The organism is Oceanobacillus sp. FSL W7-1281 (genome assembly GCF_037969835.1).
Classification (GTDB): Bacteria; Bacillota; Bacilli; order Bacillales; family Amphibacillaceae; genus Oceanobacillus; species Oceanobacillus oncorhynchi.
The window spans coordinates 2,050,265-2,068,428 of the sequence record NZ_CP150214.1; the positions used below are offsets into that span (position 1 = coordinate 2,050,265).

The window sequence follows — 18,164 nt, forward strand, 5'->3', positions numbered from 1 at the left end:
TCATTGGACCTGTATGAATAATCACTGCTTTACTATTTATTCCGGTTTTATTATTCTGCGATTCTCAAAAGCTCCAAGCTTGGTGCGATGCCGCGGGTGCCGTTTGGTTCAAAACCTTCCACCCGTGCATTTGTACCTGCTAATACTTTATTATAATTAAGCAGGATCATCGGCGGATCCTCTTGCAGTTTTGCATATAATTCATGATAAGCTTCTGCGCGTTCGTCAATATCGCTGACAGCTACGGCAGCATCAATCAATTCATCCACTTCTGGATTATCATAACCTCTAAAGGTGCTGTCATTATGTTCTGAGTGGAATGCCTCTACACCAATATGCGGATCTGGCTGCATCGTAGTGGAGAAAGATACAAGATCATGGTCTCCGTTATCTACACGAGATAATAATGCATTGAAGTCCATTTGTTCAATTTGCAGGTCAACTCCAATATCACGGTAGTTTTCCTGTGCTAAAGTGACAAAAATATCATTTCCGCCGCTTCCATCTGTTGTAAAGAAATAAACTCTTAATTTCTCACCATCTTTTTCACGAATGCCATCAGATCCTTCTTCCCAGCCTGCTTCTTCCAGCAGCCGTTTTGCTTCTTCCGGATCGTACGGGAATGCTTCAATGTCATCTGTGTGAGCCCAAGAAACAGGTGCAACAGGGACATTGGCTAATTCAGCATAGCCTTGGAACCGTGTATCGATGTATGCCTGACGGTCCAGTCCAAGATTGAAAGCAATACGAACGTTGGGGTCCTGGAAAATTTCAGACTCATGATTAAATGCAACGTAGCTATAATTGGATGACGTATAAAGGTCGATATTTGCATAACCTAAAGACTGCAATAATTCAAAATTATCTTGATCTGCCGGGAAAGTGCTATAATCTAATTCCCCAGTTTGGAAGAATTGCTGTGAATCTCCTTCAGAGGTTCTATAAATAAATGTATCTACTTCCGGCTCGCCATTATAGTAATGCTCGTTAGAAGCGAAGCGGATTTCTTCCCCTGGATTATAAGCTTCAAATTTAAACGGACCAGCACCGACTGGTTCTAGATGATAATCACTAATATAATCTAAATCACCTTTTGAATAATCAGCACCATAGTATTCTTCGCTGAGAATTTGACCGCCAAGCATGGTTAATGCTCTTGCATTGGGCTCTTCCAGCTGAAATTCAATCGTCTGATCATCAATAACGGTGATGCCTTCAATTTCTTCTGCATCGCCTTCTTTGTAATCCAGTCCGCCGGCTACATTGGCTTCAGTGATATCCGTGGAACCTGGATAGGATGGGTCATGAAGAAGCGTGATAGTAAACGCTACATCCTCTGCAGTGAAATCTGATCCATCATCAAATTTTAGATCATCTCTTAAATGGTATGTATAAGTTAGTTCATCATCTGAAATTTCCCAATCTTCAGCTAGACGAGGGTAAGGTTCACCCGTTTCATCAATATCAACCAGGGGAGGGAACATAACGGATTGTACATTGCCATCATAACCACTTGTATTAAAATATGGTGTAAACACACCGCCTGGTTCCTGTAAGCCGACAACCACTGTATTTCCCCGGTTAAGTGCTAATTCGGGAGAACTCTCAGGATCACTTGCTTCAATTTTTGTATCTTCTACAACATCTAATCCTTGTTCACCTTCTTCGGTTGGGGCAGCTTCACTCTCTTCGTCACCTCCCATTTCCGTATTACATGCCGCTAAAAATAAAATAAGTGCGGTAAACAAAATAAAATAGTACTTTGGAACTTTCATTGAATTTCCTCCCTGCATATAGTTTTAATGAATAACTATAATTTAACCTCATAAACCCGATAAGTCAACAGGGGATTTGAAGTAAGATTTTTCTGTCAATCTGATTTTTATGAAAATACCGAGAGAACCTAAGTATCGAAAGGTTTTCCACTTCAGGATAATTTTTAATTAGAACATGAGGGGCAATAGTAATACTTGTTTTAATAAGTCTGAATATTATATGCTTAATGCAGATTGTTTTATACTTAATCATACAAATCATAGAACGAGAATAATAGAATAGAATACAAAGGAGAAGAAGGATGTTAGAGCTCGGATTTATAGATTGGATGATGATTGGCTTGTGTGCTTTACTGATAGGCTTTTCTAAATCTGGCTTGCCAAACTTAGTTATTTTGGTAGTGACATTAATTATGTTCGTCTTTCCAGCGAGAGATTCCGTCGGTTTTTTGCTGCCGATGCTGTTAGCAGGCGATTTATTTGCGGTTACATATTATAGAAGGAATGTGGTATGGAAATACTTAATCAGCCTGGTGCCGTGGGTATTGATTGGAATTATTATGGGCTTCTTTGTTTTGCAGAATATTAATGACGCACAGCTAAAGCCGGTAATCGGTCTCATTGTATTAATGATGATTGCATTAAATTTTATTCGGCAGAAGCTGGGTACCCGCTTTAATGAGATGCTACCGAGCTCGCTATTGTTTATTGTTTTTATGGGGGTTCTTGGCGGTTTCACTACGATGGTCGGAAATGCTGCAGGCGCGATAATGACTATTTATCTGCTGGTAAAGGGATTGCCCAAAAAAGAATTTATTGGAACAGGCGCATGGTTCTTTCTGACAGTGAATATAATTAAATTTCCTTTTTATGTTCACCTTGACATGATTACGCTTGATACATTCTCAGTCAATATGATAATGATGCCGATTATTTTAGCCGGCGCATTTATTGGAGCAAGAGTGCTGGACTTTATTCCGCAGAGGGTATTTACCCTGTTGATTTTAATTTTCGCAACACTTGGAGGATTGAACTTGATTTTTAATTAAAAACAGAGCAGAGAAACAGCAGTTATTCCAGAGAAGAAGAATAGCTGCTGTTTTACAGTTTTGTATGGTATTTAAAAATATTCTAATTTTGTATAGACGTAATTATTTGATGTTTGGTATGATAATGAAATATCTCTTATTTCAAAATGAAAAGCAGAAATGCAAGGCGGCTCCCATTGCTTGCTGTTCTTTTTAGAAATAACAGATTGAATTGTTTGAATTTTTACGCTGTAGCGAAAGTATTTTTAGGAGGATTTGAAAGTGAAGATTTTAGAAAGAATCAGTGCCTTTGCAGGTAATACCTTTGCCCTTTGGGTTATTTTATTTGCCATCGTCAGTTTCCTGTTTCCGGGCGGGTTTACCTGGATTGCGCCACATGTAAGTATTTTATTAGGAATTATTATGTTTGGGATGGGGTTGACACTTACACCTCAAGATTTCAAGGATGTATTAAAAGCTCCTAAAAGTGTATTCATTACTGTACTTGCTCAATATATTATCATGCCGCTCTTAGCATATGGTTTGGCTGTTGTTTTTCAATTGCCGCCTGAAATTGCAGTCGGTGTTATTCTTGTAGGATGTTCGCCAGGCGGAACGGCATCCAATGTCATTACATACTTAGCAAAAGGAAATACTGCCTTATCTGTATCAGCAACAACGGTTTCTACCTTGTTGGCGCCAGTGTTAACTCCGGCATTAACACTTCTATTAGCGAACCAATGGATGCCGGTTTCATTTAAGGATATGTTTATTCAAATATTACAAGTAGTTCTTATACCAATTATTTTAGGATTTGTGATTCGCTTATTATTTAGTAAACAAGTAGAAAGAAGTATTTCTGTACTGCCGCTTGTTTCTGTTATTGGTATTGTCGCCGTCGCTGCTGCAGTTGTATCTGTAAATAAAGAGGCAGTAGCAACATCTGGATTACTTATTTTTGGCGTCGTTGTGCTGCATAATCTATTAGGATTGTTGCTTGGCTTTTCGGTTGCCAGACTATTTAAATTGAGTTTTTCAGATCAAAAGGCCGTCTCTATCGAGGTTGGCATGCAGAACTCTGGGCTTGCCTCCACCTTAGCATTAACATTCTTTGCTGCTACGCCGATAGCTGCTGTTCCAAGTGTGCTCTTTAGTATTTGGCACAATATTTCTGGGCCGGTGCTTGCCACGTTCTGGTCAAAATATGATGATAAAACGAATCATTAACAAAAAATCTCTAGCAGATAGATATTCTATCTCTAGAGATTTTTTAATGTAAAGCGTTCATTTCATTCTTATTTATTTTTTCTCCATAGACGGTTACCGTTCCATCAGATATTGCTTTTAATAGAATTTGTCCGTTCTCTAATGCATTGCTGGGGAGGATGGACGGAATAGGTCCTGAAATCGGTTCTCCTTCTATATCATAAAAAAGGAATCCTTCTTTTTCATCCTTAATAAAAGCATTCACTTTCATGTTTGGGGTAATAAGCAGCGTTAATTTATCTGTATCATTCCAGATTACCTTCACTAATAATTTTTTTCTTTGTTTATTTTCAACAAATGCTTTCCATTTCAAAATGGAGATACTTTCTTCCATATGGATTCGTCCTCCTGAATAAATTAGCAGGTTATTCACGTGCAAAAACAGTATAACAGATTTTATTTTTTTTTGCTTTAAAAACTTGAATTTGGATATTCACCTATGAAAAAATAAGGATTTCTGATAATTTTCAAGTTTAAAGAATATAATCAATGGGTAAAGAGTTATAATCATTAAATTTGCTTGTATTTTCTGAAATATGGATGAATAATGAATTTTTAATAAAAATAGAATTTTGTTATACTTAGATTTATGGTACTTTGTTTTATCCATATAAATGAAAATAATTATGAGGGGGTATTTTTGGATGTTAAGTAACAAGAAAAATTGGTTTTTCATGCTGGCACTTATTTTATTACTAGTTTTAGCTGCATGCGGTGGTGGAAATGACACTTCAGGAGATGATGAGGAAGTAGATGACAACGGTGATTATGATTTAAATGATTCGTACACTGTTGTAAGTGATAACTCTTTCGTGCCATTTGAATTTATGGAGGACGGGGAGTTAGTTGGTTTTGATATTGAATTAATTACAGCGATTGCAGAAGAAGCGGGTTTTGAAATTGATGGGGAAATCCAAACAACGAATTTCGATGGAATTATTCCAGGTTTACAAACAGGTCAATTTGAAATTGCTGTTGCTGGGATAAGTATTACGGAAGAAAGAAAAGGTACAGTGGATTTCAGTGATCCTTATTATGAATCCGGTATCACCATTGCTGTGCCAGAGGATAATGAAGATATTAACAGTTTAGAAGATTTAGAAGGAAAAACAATTGCAACCCGGTTAGGTTCTACCAGTTCACAATTTTTAGAGGAAAATCTGGAGGATAAGACCATTGATACTTATGAACAGCTGGATCAAGTATATATGTCAGTTGAAAATGGGAGTGCTGATGCAGCCGTATATGATCTTCCTAACGTTGAGTACTATATTGCAACAACTGGTGATGGATTAAAAGCAGTTGGTGATACTTATCAGGCAGAAGATTATGGTATTGCAATTTCAAAAGGAAATGATGAATTAGTAGCTGCGATTAATGATGCATTGGCAACGTTACATGAAAACGGAACATATGATGAGATCTATGATAAATGGTTTGGCGCTTCGGAGTAAGAAATAAAGCAACAAATGCTTAATTGAAAAGCGAACCCAAAAGCATTAGTGCAGTTGACTTGGCAGGGATAAAATAAGGAGCTGGCAATCTTATGCACGGCTCCTTATTTTATGTACCAGAGAGGTGAGGAAATGTTTGATTTTACACAGGTAATTGATTTTTTACCGCAGTTAGGTAAAGGCTTGTATTATACGCTATTAATTTCTATTATTGGCTTATTAATCGGTTTTGCTTTAGGCGCTATATTCGGTTTAGGCAGGATATCAAAAAATAAATTCTTTTTTATTATTGCATCTATTTATGTAGAAGTTATTCGAGGCACACCAGTACTTGTTCAAGCTATTTGGATTTTCTTTGCATTACCAATTATTACCCAGTACAATATGGATTCCATTACTGCCGGAGTTGTTGTTATTGCGATAAACTCTGGAGCATATATTGCAGAAATCGTTCGCGGATCGGTTGATTCGATTGATAAAGGGCAAATGGAGGCTGGACGTTCTTTAGGACTAAATAAACACCAGACAATGCGTTATATTATCTGGCCACAGGCTTTTAAGCGAATGATACCGCCGCTTGGCAACCAATTTATTATCAGTATTAAAGATACTTCCTTATTGTCTGTTATTTTAGTTCCAGAATTAATGTTCCAAGGCAGATACATTGCTTCGAATCATTTTAATGCGGTGGAAATTTATACAACAGTAGCTTTGTTTTACTTAGTAATTAATTTCAGTCTGTCCTTATTGCTTCGTTATATAGAAAGAAGGTTGAAGTATTGATGATTACAGTGCAGGATTTACACAAACGTTTTGGAGATAATGAGGTTTTAAAAGGAATTCATTGTGAAGTGGAAGAAAAAGAAGTCGTGTGTGTGATTGGGCCGAGCGGATCAGGGAAAAGTACATTTTTACGGTGTCTTAATTTATTAGAAGATATTACAAGTGGAGATGTGATTGTAGACGGCTACAATATAAGGGATAGGGCAACAGATATTAATATGATTCGAACAGAAGTTGGAATGGTTTTTCAGCAGTTTAATCTGTTTCCGCATAAAACGGTAATTCAAAATGTGATGCTTGCACCTCAAAAGGTTCGGAAGCTTTCTCCAAAAGAAGCAAGGCAAAGGGGAGAAGCTTTATTAGAGAAGGTGGGACTTGCTGAGAAAGCAGATCAGTATCCGTCTCAATTATCCGGAGGACAGCAGCAGCGTGTAGCGATAGCAAGAGCGCTTGCTATGGAGCCGAAGATGATGCTTTTTGATGAGCCGACCTCTGCACTTGATCCGGAGCTTGTCGGGGAAGTTTTGGAGGTAATGAAACAGCTGGCGAAAGAAGGTATGACTATGGTTGTCGTAACACATGAAATGGGATTCGCCAGAGAGGTTGCGGATAGAGTGTTCTTTATGGATGAAGGTATTATTATGGAAGAAAATACACCGGATATTATTTTCAATCATCCAGAGTCCGAACGAACCAGAGATTTTTTGAATAAAGTATTATAATTATAAAAAAGAGCAGGTTTAATGATTTATGATATCACTATCATTGATCATTAAACCTGCTCTTTTTATTTCCTCCCAAAAAGCGTATACTTATAATAATTATGGATATATCATCAAGAATTATTTCATCTGGAAAGAAGGGAGCTTATTTTGGTTAAATCATTTCGATGGTTATTTTTTTTGCTGGGAATAATGATTTTCAGCGGCGGTATTTCACTGACCATTAATATGCAGCATTTAGGCATCCACCCGTGGGATGTATTAAATGTAGCGATGTTTGAAAGGGTCGGGTTTACAATTGGAACATGGAATATTATTATTTCCATGATTTTGATTGTTGTCTGTTTTATTTTAGACCGCAGATACATAAAGGTAGGTACTTTTTTTAATGCCGTTCTGGTAGGGTCATTTGTGGATTTCTATCATTGGACAGGAATTCTTCCGGAAGCAACCAATACGTGGGTGGACATTCTATTTATATTAGCTGGTATTTGTATCATGGGGTTTGGCGGAGGTCTGTATAATGCGGCAGGTGTCGGATCTGGACCGCGTGATGGCTTTATGCTTTCGCTCGCAGATAAATTGAAAGCGCCAATTGGCAGAGTCCGGATTATCACGGAATGCAGTGTGCTTGTTATAGGGTGGATTATTGGCGGACCGGTATTTATCTTTACATTTATTTTTACATTCATTCAAAGTCCGATATTTCAAGCTACTTATTTAAAAATGGGGGAATTTGTTTTAAAGGTAGAATACAACCAAAATAAGAAAAGAAATGAAACCCATGTTTCCTAAGGTTTTAAAAAGGAAGCGGATCGATACAGAGACAGGGAAATCGTATGTGCGTATTAGAAAAATAGATATACGGTGTAAAAGAAAAAGGACCTTTTTTAATCCGGTCCTTTTTCCAATATTTATACTAAGTAATCAACTAAAGCTGCAATACTTTCTTGATTCTCATTAAAGTTCTGCAGCCATAACCAGGTAAAGAAGCCTGTCAGGAGTATCAGAAGAAGAATAATAAGAACAACATAAGATCCCTTCAAATGAGCCACCTCTTTTCATTACTGACGCTTTAATGCAGATGATACATCATAATGCTCTAAAATGATATCTGTTTCTTCATGTAAAGCTAATTTTGCAAGCTGCTGTCCAAGATAAGGTCCCATCGTCAGCCCGGATGAACCGAGTCCATTTGCTAAGAGGACATTGGAATGTGCAGGCAGTTCACCGATAACCGGGAGAAAACCAGGTGTGTACGGGCGAAAGCCGACCCGGGTTTCTAAAACGGTGGCTTCTGCTAAATCAGGTGCAATCGCAAGTCCCTGATCTAAAATTTCATGTATGGCTGCTGCGGTGACGCGATAATCAAAATCAATCTTATCCTCATGAGTTGACCCGATAACGAAGCGGTTGTCATCCTGCGTGAGTAAATATTTCGTTCCGGGAGGCATAACTACCGGCCAATGCGCTGTGTTTAAACCTGGAATTTCCAGATGCATAATTTGTGCCCGCTGAAACGAAACATCCAGATGGATATCCAGAGGCTCTACGGTTTCATTCATCCAAGCTCCGTTTGCCAAAATGACTTTTTCGGCATCAATGACCTCATTGTTATACTCCACACCGGTTACCGTATTACCGCCTGTGCATAATTTGGCATCTCCAGATAGAAGGGAAGCACCATTTGCTTTGGCAGCATTTCTTAAAGCCTTTACTAATTTTCTTCCATCTACCCGCGCTGCTCCGCTGATAAAGACAGCCTGGTAATCCTTTTGCAAAATAGGAAAGCGCTGATGTGTTTCTTCGGCATCCAGACGGATAATATCACCGATTTCTGGAGCGTCTTCCCGGCGTTTATACGCTCTTTCTTCCATACCGTCTACTTTTTTAGAGTCTGTATGGAGGCTGAGTGCTCCTACCTGTTTATAACCGGTATCCTTCTCGCCGAGATTTTCTAAATCCGCTATAAGCGATGGATATATCCGGGCGCCATTTTTAGCAAGATGATACCACTTTTTATTACGGCGCTGGGAAACCCACGGACAAATAATTCCTGCCGCTGCGTCCGTTGCCTGACCTTCATCGTGCCGGTCAATCAGAATGACCTCTGTACCTTGTTTTGAAAGATAATAGGCGGTGCTGGCGCCTAAAATGCCGCCGCCAATAATAATATAGGGTTTACTCATTTTTATCCCTTGCAATAACCTGATACATGGCTTTGATTTTACCCAAAAGCTCTGCTTCGCGGAAGGAAAGCATAATCAGCAAATCGCCCTGAGTCTCAACGCTGCCGAATGGAACTTTAAATTGTACATTCGATTTCCAGAATAAATCATTAAATTCATTGATCCGCTGTTGCTGCAGTTCTAATGCTTCTAATAACGTTTCTAAGCTGGGAGGTTCTTCCGTCCAATCGTTTGGGCTTGTCCCAGAGCTGAAAAGTTCAGCATAGCCTGCTGGTATATTTTCTGATTTTACAGGGTAGCGGAATAAGAATTTTTCCATGGTTACGAGCGCGTGGCCTAAATGCCAGCGGATCGTTGTATCAAAATAGTCTGCCTGCACATCGATGCTATTATTGTCCAGCTCGGAAGCAAAGGTGAGTAAAGCAGTACGAGTTAAGTTAAATTGTTTTCTTGTCATTTCATCAATCCTCCAATGATACTAATTATAATCTAATAATGATTATTTTTACAGTAATTTGAGGCAGAATCAATACTATTTCCAGCATTTTTTAACAGAAATAAGATTAAGGCTGGAGCATTGGACATTAAATGTGATAATCTATATATGGAAAGTTTGTCGAGGGAGGAAATCAAAAATGTCAAAAACACTTATTTTCGGACATAAAAATCCAGATACGGATACTATTTGTTCCGCATTAGCTTACGCTGATTTAAAAACAAAATTAGGGGAAGAAGTAAGCCCTGCTCGTTTAGGAGAAGTAAATGGAGAAACACAATTTGCTTTAGAGCAATTTGGAGTAGGAGCTCCAGCATTTGTTCAGAAATTAGAGGATGGCGCTGATGTTATTTTAGTGGACCATAATGAATTCCAGCAAAGTGCCGATAACATTGAAAACGCGGTTATCCATGAAGTAATCGATCATCACCGTGTATCCAATTTCCAAACTAAAGAGCCGCTTTATTTCCGTGCTGAGCCAGTGGGCTGTACAGCAACTATTTTAAACAAAATGTACAAAGAAAAACAAGTTGAATTAGATAAACATATTGCAGGATTATTATTATCCGCTATTGTTTCCGATTCTTTATTATTAAAATCACCGACGTGTACGGACGAAGATGTAAAAGCAGCGCAAGAATTAGCTGAAAAAGCCGGGGTAGATTTGGAAGAATACGGCTTAGAAATGTTAAAAGCCGGTGCGGATATCAGTGATAAAACGGTTAAAGAATTGATTACCATGGATGCCAAGGAATTTGCTATGGGCGATGCAAAGGTAGAAATCGCTCAAGTAAATGCAGTCGATGTCAGTGAGATTTATCAGCTTCATGATGAATTAGTAAGTGAAATCACGGCAACTGTAAATGAAAAAGGATTGGACCTGTTCTTATTCGTTGCAACAGATATTCTGAACAATGATTCGGAAGTATTGGCAGTAGGACCTGAAAAAGCTAATGTTGAAAAAGCATTCCATGCTACTTTAGATGAAAATGATCGTGCTTTATTAAAAGGTGTTGTTTCCCGTAAGAAACAGATTGTTACAGCTTTAACGGAGCAATTTTAAAACGGTATATAAAAAAGTGAAATCCCCTTGCCTGATTGGTGAGGGGATTTTGTTGATATCGATTTACTAATAGAAGGGTGTTGAGCAATTGATAAGAAATTTAAAGCGTTTTGATTTGATAAACTGAAAAGAGGAGGGATTTTGATGAAGGAGGAGCCGATGAAAAGAAGGGTAGACACTGCTTCAAGAGTGATTATGGCATCCCTGCAAACCATTTATCAAGCATTCATAAACCGGGAAGCACTGATTTCATGGCTGCCGCCAAAAGGAATGTCAGGTCATGTGGATGCATTTGACCCTAGACAGGGAGGAACTTATAGGATAACCCTTACGTACGAAATGGATAATGGGCATTCTGGTAAAACTTCAGATAATACGGACGTAACGCAAGGCAGATTTTTGGAGCTGGTTCCAAACAAGCGCATCGTTCAATCCATCAATTTCGATTCCAAAGACCCGTTATTTTCAGGAGAGATGATTCAAAAATGGGTTTTTGAAGACGCTTCAGAAGGCACAAAAGTTACTGTCATTTGTGAGAACGTACCTGAAGGAATACGAAAGGAGGATCATGATATAGGTTTAAAATCCACCTTGGAGAATCTTGCTGTCTTTACGGAATAAAAAAAGTAACCATTGTTTTAAACCCTCCCTATAGAAAAATGACAAATAAAAAAAAGCTGATCATCATTGATCAGCTTTTTTCGATTATCTGCTTATTAGTTTTTAACAACGTTAGCAGCTTGTGGTCCGCGGTTTCCTTCTTCGATATCGAAAGTAACTGTTTGACCTTCTTCTAAAGTTTTGAAACCTTCGCCTTGGATTGCAGAGAAATGTACGAATACATCGTCTCCACCTTCAACTTCGATGAAACCGAAGCCTTTTTCAGCGTTAAACCATTTTACAGAACCTGTGTTCATTCTTTTACCTCCACGTGCAATTGTTGCACTGTTTATTACTATTTAGTTCAAAGTTAAATTTCAAGACGAAAGATGTATCCCATCCTGTATTTCTACCGAATCTAAATAAGTATCTTTATTATAGCATCTACAATGATAAAAGCCAACCTTTTTAGGAAAAAAGTTTCTAAACCAGCTTCTTCACAAATTTTTTAACCAATTATTTTTCTGAAATCACTTAAAGAGCGGGGTTTCCGGCTATTATTAAAAATCAAAATAAATCTGGGTATCTGTCTTACTCGACTTGTACGTTTATCACATATAGTAAAAAGAGAGAAGAAAAAGGAGGAAGAAACGATGCAAGGTAAAGAGCGATTTCATCCGCAGCATCCGAATGAAAAGACCATTGTCCATCCGACAAAGCATCAATATGTCCATACGTCATCCGAATCTGTTGTTAATCATATTCATCCTGTCCATACAACGTATGTAAATCATCATATGATAAAAAGCCAGCATCCGCACCCGTATGGAAACAATGCTTTTACGGGCAGACCGCAAATCGGGCCGCGCCCGCCATTCCCTTCTGCGCCGATTGCTTTCCCAGGACAAATGCCTCCTGGACACATGGGAGATATGAGAAATCACCCAGGCGCTCGTCCGCCGAGGAGACCCGGAATGTGGTGAATATAACAATAGGGCAGTGCGGACTGCCTTTTTGTTAAACAGGGACAAGCTTTCAAATCAAGTATTCCTGCGTTAAAATAGGAGGTAACTTAAACTTGTAATGAAGAAAGGATATTACTGTGAAAATTTTACATGTAACAGGCTATAAGCCGACGGAATTAGGCATCTTCAAAGAAAATGATCCCAGAATTGTTTTTATTAAGGCAGCTTTAGAGAAAAGGCTGCGCACATTTATAGAGGAAGGATTAGAATGGATTATTATTTCTGGACAAATGGGCATTGAGCTGTGGGCTGCTGATGTGATAATGGATTTAAAAGAAACCTATGAGGTACAAGTAGGCGTTTTCCCGCCGTTTGAAAATCAGGATGAACGCTGGCCGGATCCGATCAAGGAAAAATATGAAGAATTAATGATGACAGCCGATTTTTTCAAACCGCTGTATAAAGGGGGATATCAGGGAGCGTACCAATTTCGGGCGAAGGATTTATGGCTGATTGATAAAAGTGATGCTGCTTTACTCCTCGTGGATGAAGAATATCCCGGCAGCGTTCGTTACTTTTATGATGCTGTGAAGCGTACGTCCAAGGAGTATCCTGTTTTTACGATTACACCTCAGGACTTAGAGGATGTTGTCGAAGAACTGCAAATGCAGGATCCCAATTACTGGGATTCTCCAGATAATTATTGAATGGTACAGCCCTTATACAACATAGGATGGTATGAGGGAGGGATGTTCGCAATGTATTATACTTATGGACCGCCTAATTATGGGCATAGAATGTATGAGCGACAAAATAATCAGCAGGGGACCATCACGGTCACTGGCGTGGGCACAGTTATAGTTTCACCGAGTATTGCCCGTATTCAATTGGTTGTTTCCACCGTCAACAGCTCTTTAGAGGAAGCGCAGAGAGAAAATACAGAACGAATGAATCAGGCTCTGGATACCTTGCAGCAAATTGGTGTTCCGAGAGAGCGGATTCAAACTACCAGCTTTTCTGCAAGACCAATATATAACTATCAAGATGGCAATCAGATATTGCAGGGCTACGAGGTCCGAAATGAAATCACTGTGGTTACGGATGATATGGATCGAATTGGAGAAATCATTGATCGTGTCACCGAAAATGGCGTAAATGAAGTTGTTTCAATTGAGTTTTCGGTAGATAATCCGGAGAATTTTTATCTGGAGGCGTTAAGTTTTGCGCTTACGGATGCAAAGCGGAAGGCAGAAAGCTTAGCAGAGCAGCTGAGCGCTAATTTAACGCCGGTGCCATTAAAGATTAACGAACATACTGCTTCGCCAGGGGTTGGACCTGCGCAGGTCTTTAAAATGGTGTCTACGCCAATTGAACCGGGAAATCAATCGATAGAAGCACGCCTGGAGGTAGTATACCAGGTTTAAGAAGGAAACGTAAAAAAATACAAATCAAGCCTGTTGAAAGTACTTGATTTGTATTTTTTTATTGTAAGCGCGGCATTCCCTATATATAAATAAAGATAATGTATAAAATGATTGCCGCTATAAACAGCAGCCCGTTGATCATTAAAAATAAGCCATAGTATTTTAACATTTCTTCCAAAGCCTGCTTGCTTTTTCTGTCCGACCTCAAAAGACGGTCTGCTTCCATTCCGCTTTTATACAAATAAACACCCAGCAAAATAGATGCGAGTCCGGGAACAGGTCCGATAATGGACGGGAAATTCTGAATGATGATGAAAATTCCGTACAGAATGATGATAATACCGAGAAATTTGCTTGAAATATGAATCCATTTGAAGTATTTTGGGTGCAAGTATTCCAAAAAAAATGCTCCTTTCCGAAAGTGATGTTTTTTATTTAACATTTTTTCTAAAGCTCCAAATCGCTTAAGTATCCTTCCCCTGTGTGAATATATTGGTATATCTCGTATAAATCCTCATCCAATTTGTTATCTTTAACGGTCTCCTCCATATTCTCTGACATGTAGTCCGTCGCTTTGAACCATTCCTCATTCTCGAGTGCTCCTTCCGGATAGGGAATGTCCGGGGAGATAGCGTGAACTTCCTCGAGCCTTTCTATCATTTGATACGTACGCCAACTTGGATATAATTTGATATCCCGCCAGTTCTCTTTCTCGCTTAATAGATTTTGTTCCTTTATATCTCCATCAATAATAATGGCATATAAATGCCAAAAATCAGATACTTCTGCGTTTTTATCAAGGTCTGGCTCCCATTCTTCAAGATCTTTTTCTTCCAGAATGTCGGGAATATTGTGGAATGCAGCATTCAGCGGATTTTCCAATCCAGAAAAGGCCCTGTCGATAAAATCCTCTTTGATGGCAGAAGCATATAATTCTTCCAATGATCCAATAACGGCTTCTTCGTCTAACCGCTGTAAAACATCACCGGAATATGTAAGAGGATCAAAGCGAAAGACATTTGCTTGACGCCCATCATCTAATACGATATTGAGTGCGTAATCATTAAAAGAACGTCCTTTATAGTTTATTTCCTCTATTGTCAGGGATTCCTCTTTTTCCGATATCATGAAAGCATAAAAATATTCCAGCATTGAAAAATATAATTTGTCATAGCTGTCATTATACGATTCTTCCTCATTTATACAGGTGGAATAGACGGCGGTTGCGAGTTCTTCTTCTAAATTTTCCTTAGAAACCAATACATCCTCATTAAGCTTTTCCTTTAAAGGTTCATACGTATCACCTTCAAAAAGAGAAACTCTTTCCTCCAGCGCTTCTTCTGTACCTGCTTCCGTAGAGCTGCAATTTACTTCCACGTCAAATGAACTTTCTTCTAGGTTGTCTGTTCCACAAGCTGAGAGGATAATGGTCAGAATCAGGATAAATGATAATTTTTTCATATTAATTCCCTCTCTCCTATGTAATAAAAATAAAAAAGATAAGATAAAACAAAATAATTAAGCTGGCCAATATGCTAGTCAGCAGCAGGAACCAAAGATGATTTTTGAAAAAATTTTCTAATACATATATTCTTGATGCATCTTTTTTGAGTTCTCCCGCAAACTTTCCCGTTTTAAATAAAAAGCTTCCTAATATCATCAAGATAATACCTGGAATTGGCGCAACAAGAGCAGAAGAAAAACCGGTGAAGAATAGAAGCAATCCATAGATAAATAGAATAATTCCAACAATTATTCCCCAAATCTGGATGCGTGTCAGGTATTTTTTGTTCAGTGTTTCGATGCTTATCCCTCCTTATTTTTTGATACACCTCTGATTATTAGCGGATAATGAAACATGTTACCATAATTTTGTTTTAAAATGGAAGAGCAGCACTATCATTAAATGAAGTTTCGCTTTATAATAAAAACATCATTTTATTCAAAGGGAGAGAGCTGTATGAATTACCATGTAAGATTGGCAGAAGAGACAGATATTGGTGCTATTCAGCGTATTGTTTACCAAAGCTGGCATGATACATATGAAGGCATTATACCCAGAAGCATTCAGGATGCATTTTTAAATAAATCATATAGTAATCAAACGATGATTCAGCGTATCGAGCTTTCCAGTCTATATGTTGTGGAGTCGGATAAACGAATAGAAGGGTTTGCGAATTTTAGCCGGGTATCAGAAGAAGGAATCAGTACGCTTTATGCTATTTACTTGTATCCGGATACACAAGGGAACGGAATGGGAACAGCGTTATTAGAATATGGGATAGAGGATTTAAAACCTGCGTTTATGCAGTTAAATGTAGAAAAGGATAATGCAAAAGGGATGACGTTTTATAAAGCAAGAGGTTTCAAGATTATTTCTGAATTCACCGAAGACCTCAGCGGGCACACGCTACATACCTGTACAATGGAATTAGAAGTAAATCATTCCTCTAATTAATCATTAGAACACGCTTTTATTTTTTGCTATACTAAGGAACATAACCGAATTGGAATAGGAGAAGTTGACATGGCGACAACACTACTAACTAGAATCAACGAACGGCTCCATCAATTTTCTAAAACTGAGAAAAAGATTTCGAAGTATATTTTACATCATGCAGAGCTCATTCCCAATATGACGACGAAAGAATTAGCGAATAAGGCGGACGTGAGTGAGGCAAGTGTTATTCGTTTTGCGAAGACAATTGGAATCGGAAGTTTTAAAACCTTTAAAATTTCCCTGGCACAGGAGTTAGCGGTAACAGATGATTATATCACTGACTTTTCTATTTTACAGAAAAAAGATTCTCCCTATGAATTGTTTCAAAAGGTCGTTCATGTGAATAAAAATGCGATCGAGCTGACGATGGAATCTTTAGAAAAAAAAGAGCTGGATGATGCAGTAAACGTGCTAAAAAATGCTCGTAAGATTATATTTTATGGTGTAGGCGGTTCATCGATTGCTGCGCTCGATGCGGTATATAAATTTACGAAACTCGGATATGAAGTGGAGTTTAATGCAGATTTTCACTATATGCTGTCAAAGGTGCCACATTTTAATAGTCAGGATGTATTTGTAGCTATCAGTATGTCTGGAAAAACGAAGGATGTTTTAGATTTAGCGCGATTGGCTCAGGAAAAGGGAGCTAAGGTTATTGCGATAACAAATATGAATAAGTCTCCATTATATAAAGAAGCAGACATTCGATTAGCGACACCGAATGTAGAGCAGGATTTTCGGATTGGAAGCATTACTTCAAGAATGACACAGCTGACGATGATAGACAGCTTATATATCAGTATTTTTAATATTATCGGTGAAAACGTGCTGGATGAATATCAAGAAGCTAGAGATTATGTTGTGAAATTAAGAAGATAGCTTCTTTTTTTATTATAAAATGAAATTTAATTTCATAAAATATATAAAACTTATTGACTTTTAATTTCAAAGACCTTTAAAATAGAGTTAGAAGTGAATAGAGGAGAGTGATGATATGCTCGATAAGTTAACAACAGAAATGCGAAATCAGCATTCGATGCATTTAGATGAGATGTCGACAATGGAAATTTTAGAGACGATGAATAAAGCGGATGAACAGGTTTTAACAGCTATCAAGGAGCAGCTTCCGCAAATTGAGAAAGCTGCGAAATACGCGATAGAATCGTTTAAGAAAAATGGAAGACTGATTTATGTCGGAGCTGGTACTAGCGGCAGGTTAGGTGTTTTAGATGCAGTAGAATGTGTTCCTACATTCGGTACGTCGTCAGAGATGGTTCAGGGAATTATTGCGGGCGGTATGAAAGCGCTTTATGAAGCCGCGGAAGGTGCAGAGGATAATCCGGAGCTCGGAGCTGCTGATCTTAAAAACATTCAGCTCTCAGAAAACGATACCGTCATAGGGATTGCTGCGAGTGGGCGTACACCGTATGTTATCGGCGCTTTGCAATATGCTGATTCAAAAAAAGCAAATACAGTCAGCATATCTTGTAATAAAGATGCTGTCATGAGCCAGTACGCTTCTGTAGCGATTGAACTGAAAACAGACGCTGAGGTGCTGACTGGTTCTACAAGATTAAAGGCCGGTACTGCTCAGAAAATGGTTTTAAATATGATTTCGACCGCAGCAATGGTGGGAATCGGTAAGGTTTACCAAAACTTTATGGTGGATTTAAAGCCGACGAATGAAAAATTATTGGAAAGATCTAAACGAAACATAATGGAAATCACTGGAGCTGACTATGATACAGCTGCCTCCTATTTTGAAAAATCACATCATCAAGTGAAAGTTGCAATTGTGATGATACTGCTGGAATGCTCCTATGAAGATGCGGTGAATAGATTGAAGAATTCGGATGGGTTTGTTCGACATGCGCTGATAAAATAAAGGGAGGGTCTACC

At 38.4% G+C, this 18,164-nt stretch carries 22 protein-coding genes; 14 read left to right on the top strand and 8 right to left on the bottom strand.

The features are described 5' to 3' along the window. Positions 1 to 50: 50 nt before the first annotated feature. On the bottom strand, positions 51 to 1,775 hold the full coding sequence (locus tag MKX55_RS10245) for an ABC transporter substrate-binding protein (protein ID WP_339184643.1): 1,725 nt from the start codon (positions 1,773 to 1,775) through the stop codon (positions 51 to 53). A gap of 302 nt (positions 1,776 to 2,077) precedes the next feature. Between MKX55_RS10245 and MKX55_RS10250 the strand changes: the two genes are divergently transcribed. Together MKX55_RS10250 and MKX55_RS10255 are read left to right on the top strand one after the other, a co-directional pair. Beyond that, positions 2,078 to 2,824 (top strand): sulfite exporter TauE/SafE family protein, encoded by a 747-nt coding sequence (locus MKX55_RS10250; protein ID WP_339184644.1) that lies wholly within the window; start codon positions 2,078 to 2,080, stop codon positions 2,822 to 2,824. Between the two features lie 261 nt (positions 2,825 to 3,085). After that, positions 3,086 to 4,030, top strand: a complete 945-nt coding sequence (locus MKX55_RS10255) for a bile acid:sodium symporter family protein (protein WP_339184646.1) — start codon at positions 3,086 to 3,088, stop codon at positions 4,028 to 4,030. 43 nt (positions 4,031 to 4,073) lie between these two features. On the opposite strand, the gene MKX55_RS10260 is transcribed toward MKX55_RS10255, so the two are convergent. Continuing rightward, positions 4,074 to 4,403 (bottom strand): hypothetical protein, encoded by a 330-nt coding sequence (locus MKX55_RS10260; RefSeq protein ID WP_339184648.1) that lies wholly within the window; start codon positions 4,401 to 4,403, stop codon positions 4,074 to 4,076. Positions 4,404 to 4,713: 310 nt separating this feature from the next. On the opposite strand from MKX55_RS10260, the gene MKX55_RS10265 reads away from it, so the two are divergent. The 4 genes from MKX55_RS10265 (at position 4,714) to MKX55_RS10280 (ending at position 7,823) form a co-directional block, all read left to right on the top strand. Next, on the top strand, positions 4,714 to 5,523 hold the full coding sequence (locus MKX55_RS10265) for a transporter substrate-binding domain-containing protein (RefSeq protein ID WP_339237971.1): 810 nt from the start codon (positions 4,714 to 4,716) through the stop codon (positions 5,521 to 5,523). Between the two features lie 132 nt (positions 5,524 to 5,655). Beyond that, on the top strand, positions 5,656 to 6,306 hold the full coding sequence (locus MKX55_RS10270; protein WP_175297054.1) for an amino acid ABC transporter permease: 651 nt from the start codon (positions 5,656 to 5,658) through the stop codon (positions 6,304 to 6,306). Beyond that, on the top strand, positions 6,306 to 7,028 hold the full coding sequence (locus MKX55_RS10275) for an amino acid ABC transporter ATP-binding protein (RefSeq protein WP_339238491.1): 723 nt from the start codon (positions 6,306 to 6,308) through the stop codon (positions 7,026 to 7,028). Before MKX55_RS10270 ends, MKX55_RS10275 begins: the two co-directional genes overlap by 1 nt. Positions 7,029 to 7,178: 150 nt before the next feature. Next, complete coding sequence (locus MKX55_RS10280) at positions 7,179 to 7,823, top strand: YitT family protein (protein WP_339184653.1); 645 nt, start codon at positions 7,179 to 7,181, stop codon at positions 7,821 to 7,823. Positions 7,824 to 7,942: 119 nt separating this feature from the next. Here MKX55_RS10280 and MKX55_RS10285 read toward each other — a convergent pair whose 3' ends face one another. From MKX55_RS10285 to MKX55_RS10295, 3 genes are read right to left on the bottom strand one after another with little or no spacing between them, the layout of a single operon-like run. Then, positions 7,943 to 8,074 carry a hypothetical protein gene (locus MKX55_RS10285; protein ID WP_256706186.1) on the bottom strand — a complete coding sequence of 44 codons (132 nt, stop codon included), beginning with the start codon at positions 8,072 to 8,074 and terminating at the stop codon, positions 7,943 to 7,945. An 18-nt stretch (positions 8,075 to 8,092) separates the two neighbouring features. Beyond that, positions 8,093 to 9,217, bottom strand: a complete 1,125-nt coding sequence (locus tag MKX55_RS10290) for an FAD-binding oxidoreductase (RefSeq protein WP_339184656.1) — start codon at positions 9,215 to 9,217, stop codon at positions 8,093 to 8,095. Next, positions 9,210 to 9,674 (bottom strand): DinB family protein, encoded by a 465-nt coding sequence (locus MKX55_RS10295; RefSeq protein ID WP_339184658.1) that lies wholly within the window; start codon positions 9,672 to 9,674, stop codon positions 9,210 to 9,212. Before MKX55_RS10295 ends, MKX55_RS10290 begins: the two co-directional genes overlap by 8 nt. Positions 9,675 to 9,852: 178 nt before the next feature. On the opposite strand from MKX55_RS10295, the gene MKX55_RS10300 reads away from it, so the two are divergent. Together MKX55_RS10300 and MKX55_RS10305 are read left to right on the top strand one after the other, a co-directional pair. Next, entirely contained in the window at positions 9,853 to 10,776 is a 924-nt protein-coding gene (locus tag MKX55_RS10300; RefSeq protein WP_339184660.1) for a manganese-dependent inorganic pyrophosphatase, read from the top strand. A 144-nt stretch (positions 10,777 to 10,920) separates the two neighbouring features. Beyond that, positions 10,921 to 11,397 (top strand): SRPBCC domain-containing protein, encoded by a 477-nt coding sequence (locus MKX55_RS10305; protein WP_339237972.1) that lies wholly within the window; start codon positions 10,921 to 10,923, stop codon positions 11,395 to 11,397. 95 nt (positions 11,398 to 11,492) lie between these two features. Here MKX55_RS10305 and MKX55_RS10310 read toward each other — a convergent pair whose 3' ends face one another. Then, on the bottom strand, positions 11,493 to 11,693 hold the full coding sequence (locus MKX55_RS10310; protein ID WP_040982314.1) for a cold-shock protein: 201 nt from the start codon (positions 11,691 to 11,693) through the stop codon (positions 11,493 to 11,495). Between the two features lie 336 nt (positions 11,694 to 12,029). Here MKX55_RS10310 and MKX55_RS10315 point away from each other — a divergent pair, with 336 nt between their 5' ends. The 3 genes from MKX55_RS10315 (at position 12,030) to MKX55_RS10325 (ending at position 13,765) form a co-directional block, all read left to right on the top strand. Further along, positions 12,030 to 12,359 (top strand): CotD family spore coat protein, encoded by a 330-nt coding sequence (locus MKX55_RS10315; protein ID WP_339184665.1) that lies wholly within the window; start codon positions 12,030 to 12,032, stop codon positions 12,357 to 12,359. 119 nt (positions 12,360 to 12,478) lie between these two features. Further along, the gene (locus MKX55_RS10320; RefSeq protein WP_339184666.1) at positions 12,479 to 13,048 is read left to right on the top strand and encodes a DUF1273 domain-containing protein; all 570 of its coding nucleotides are present in this window, start codon (positions 12,479 to 12,481) and stop codon (positions 13,046 to 13,048) included. Between the two features lie 51 nt (positions 13,049 to 13,099). Beyond that, positions 13,100 to 13,765, top strand: coding sequence for an SIMPL domain-containing protein (locus MKX55_RS10325; RefSeq protein WP_339237974.1), 666 nt, complete (start codon positions 13,100 to 13,102; stop codon positions 13,763 to 13,765). 79 nt (positions 13,766 to 13,844) lie between these two features. Here the strand turns inward: MKX55_RS10325 and MKX55_RS10330 are convergent, their stop codons facing one another. Next, on the bottom strand, positions 13,845 to 14,165 hold the full coding sequence (locus MKX55_RS10330; protein WP_339237976.1) for a DUF5362 family protein: 321 nt from the start codon (positions 14,163 to 14,165) through the stop codon (positions 13,845 to 13,847). 47 nt (positions 14,166 to 14,212) lie between these two features. Further along, positions 14,213 to 15,226 (bottom strand): hypothetical protein, encoded by a 1,014-nt coding sequence (locus MKX55_RS10335; protein ID WP_339237978.1) that lies wholly within the window; start codon positions 15,224 to 15,226, stop codon positions 14,213 to 14,215. A gap of 499 nt (positions 15,227 to 15,725) precedes the next feature. Between MKX55_RS10335 and MKX55_RS10340 the strand changes: the two genes are divergently transcribed. The 3 genes from MKX55_RS10340 (at position 15,726) to murQ (ending at position 18,150) form a co-directional block, all read left to right on the top strand. After that, on the top strand, positions 15,726 to 16,223 hold the full coding sequence (locus tag MKX55_RS10340) for a GNAT family N-acetyltransferase (protein WP_339237980.1): 498 nt from the start codon (positions 15,726 to 15,728) through the stop codon (positions 16,221 to 16,223). Positions 16,224 to 16,292: 69 nt separating this feature from the next. Beyond that, complete coding sequence (locus MKX55_RS10345; protein WP_339184678.1) at positions 16,293 to 17,144, top strand: MurR/RpiR family transcriptional regulator; 852 nt, start codon at positions 16,293 to 16,295, stop codon at positions 17,142 to 17,144. 115 nt (positions 17,145 to 17,259) lie between these two features. Next, the gene (murQ, locus tag MKX55_RS10350; RefSeq protein ID WP_339237982.1) at positions 17,260 to 18,150 is read left to right on the top strand and encodes an N-acetylmuramic acid 6-phosphate etherase; all 891 of its coding nucleotides are present in this window, start codon (positions 17,260 to 17,262) and stop codon (positions 18,148 to 18,150) included. Positions 18,151 to 18,164: the final 14 nt, after the last annotated feature.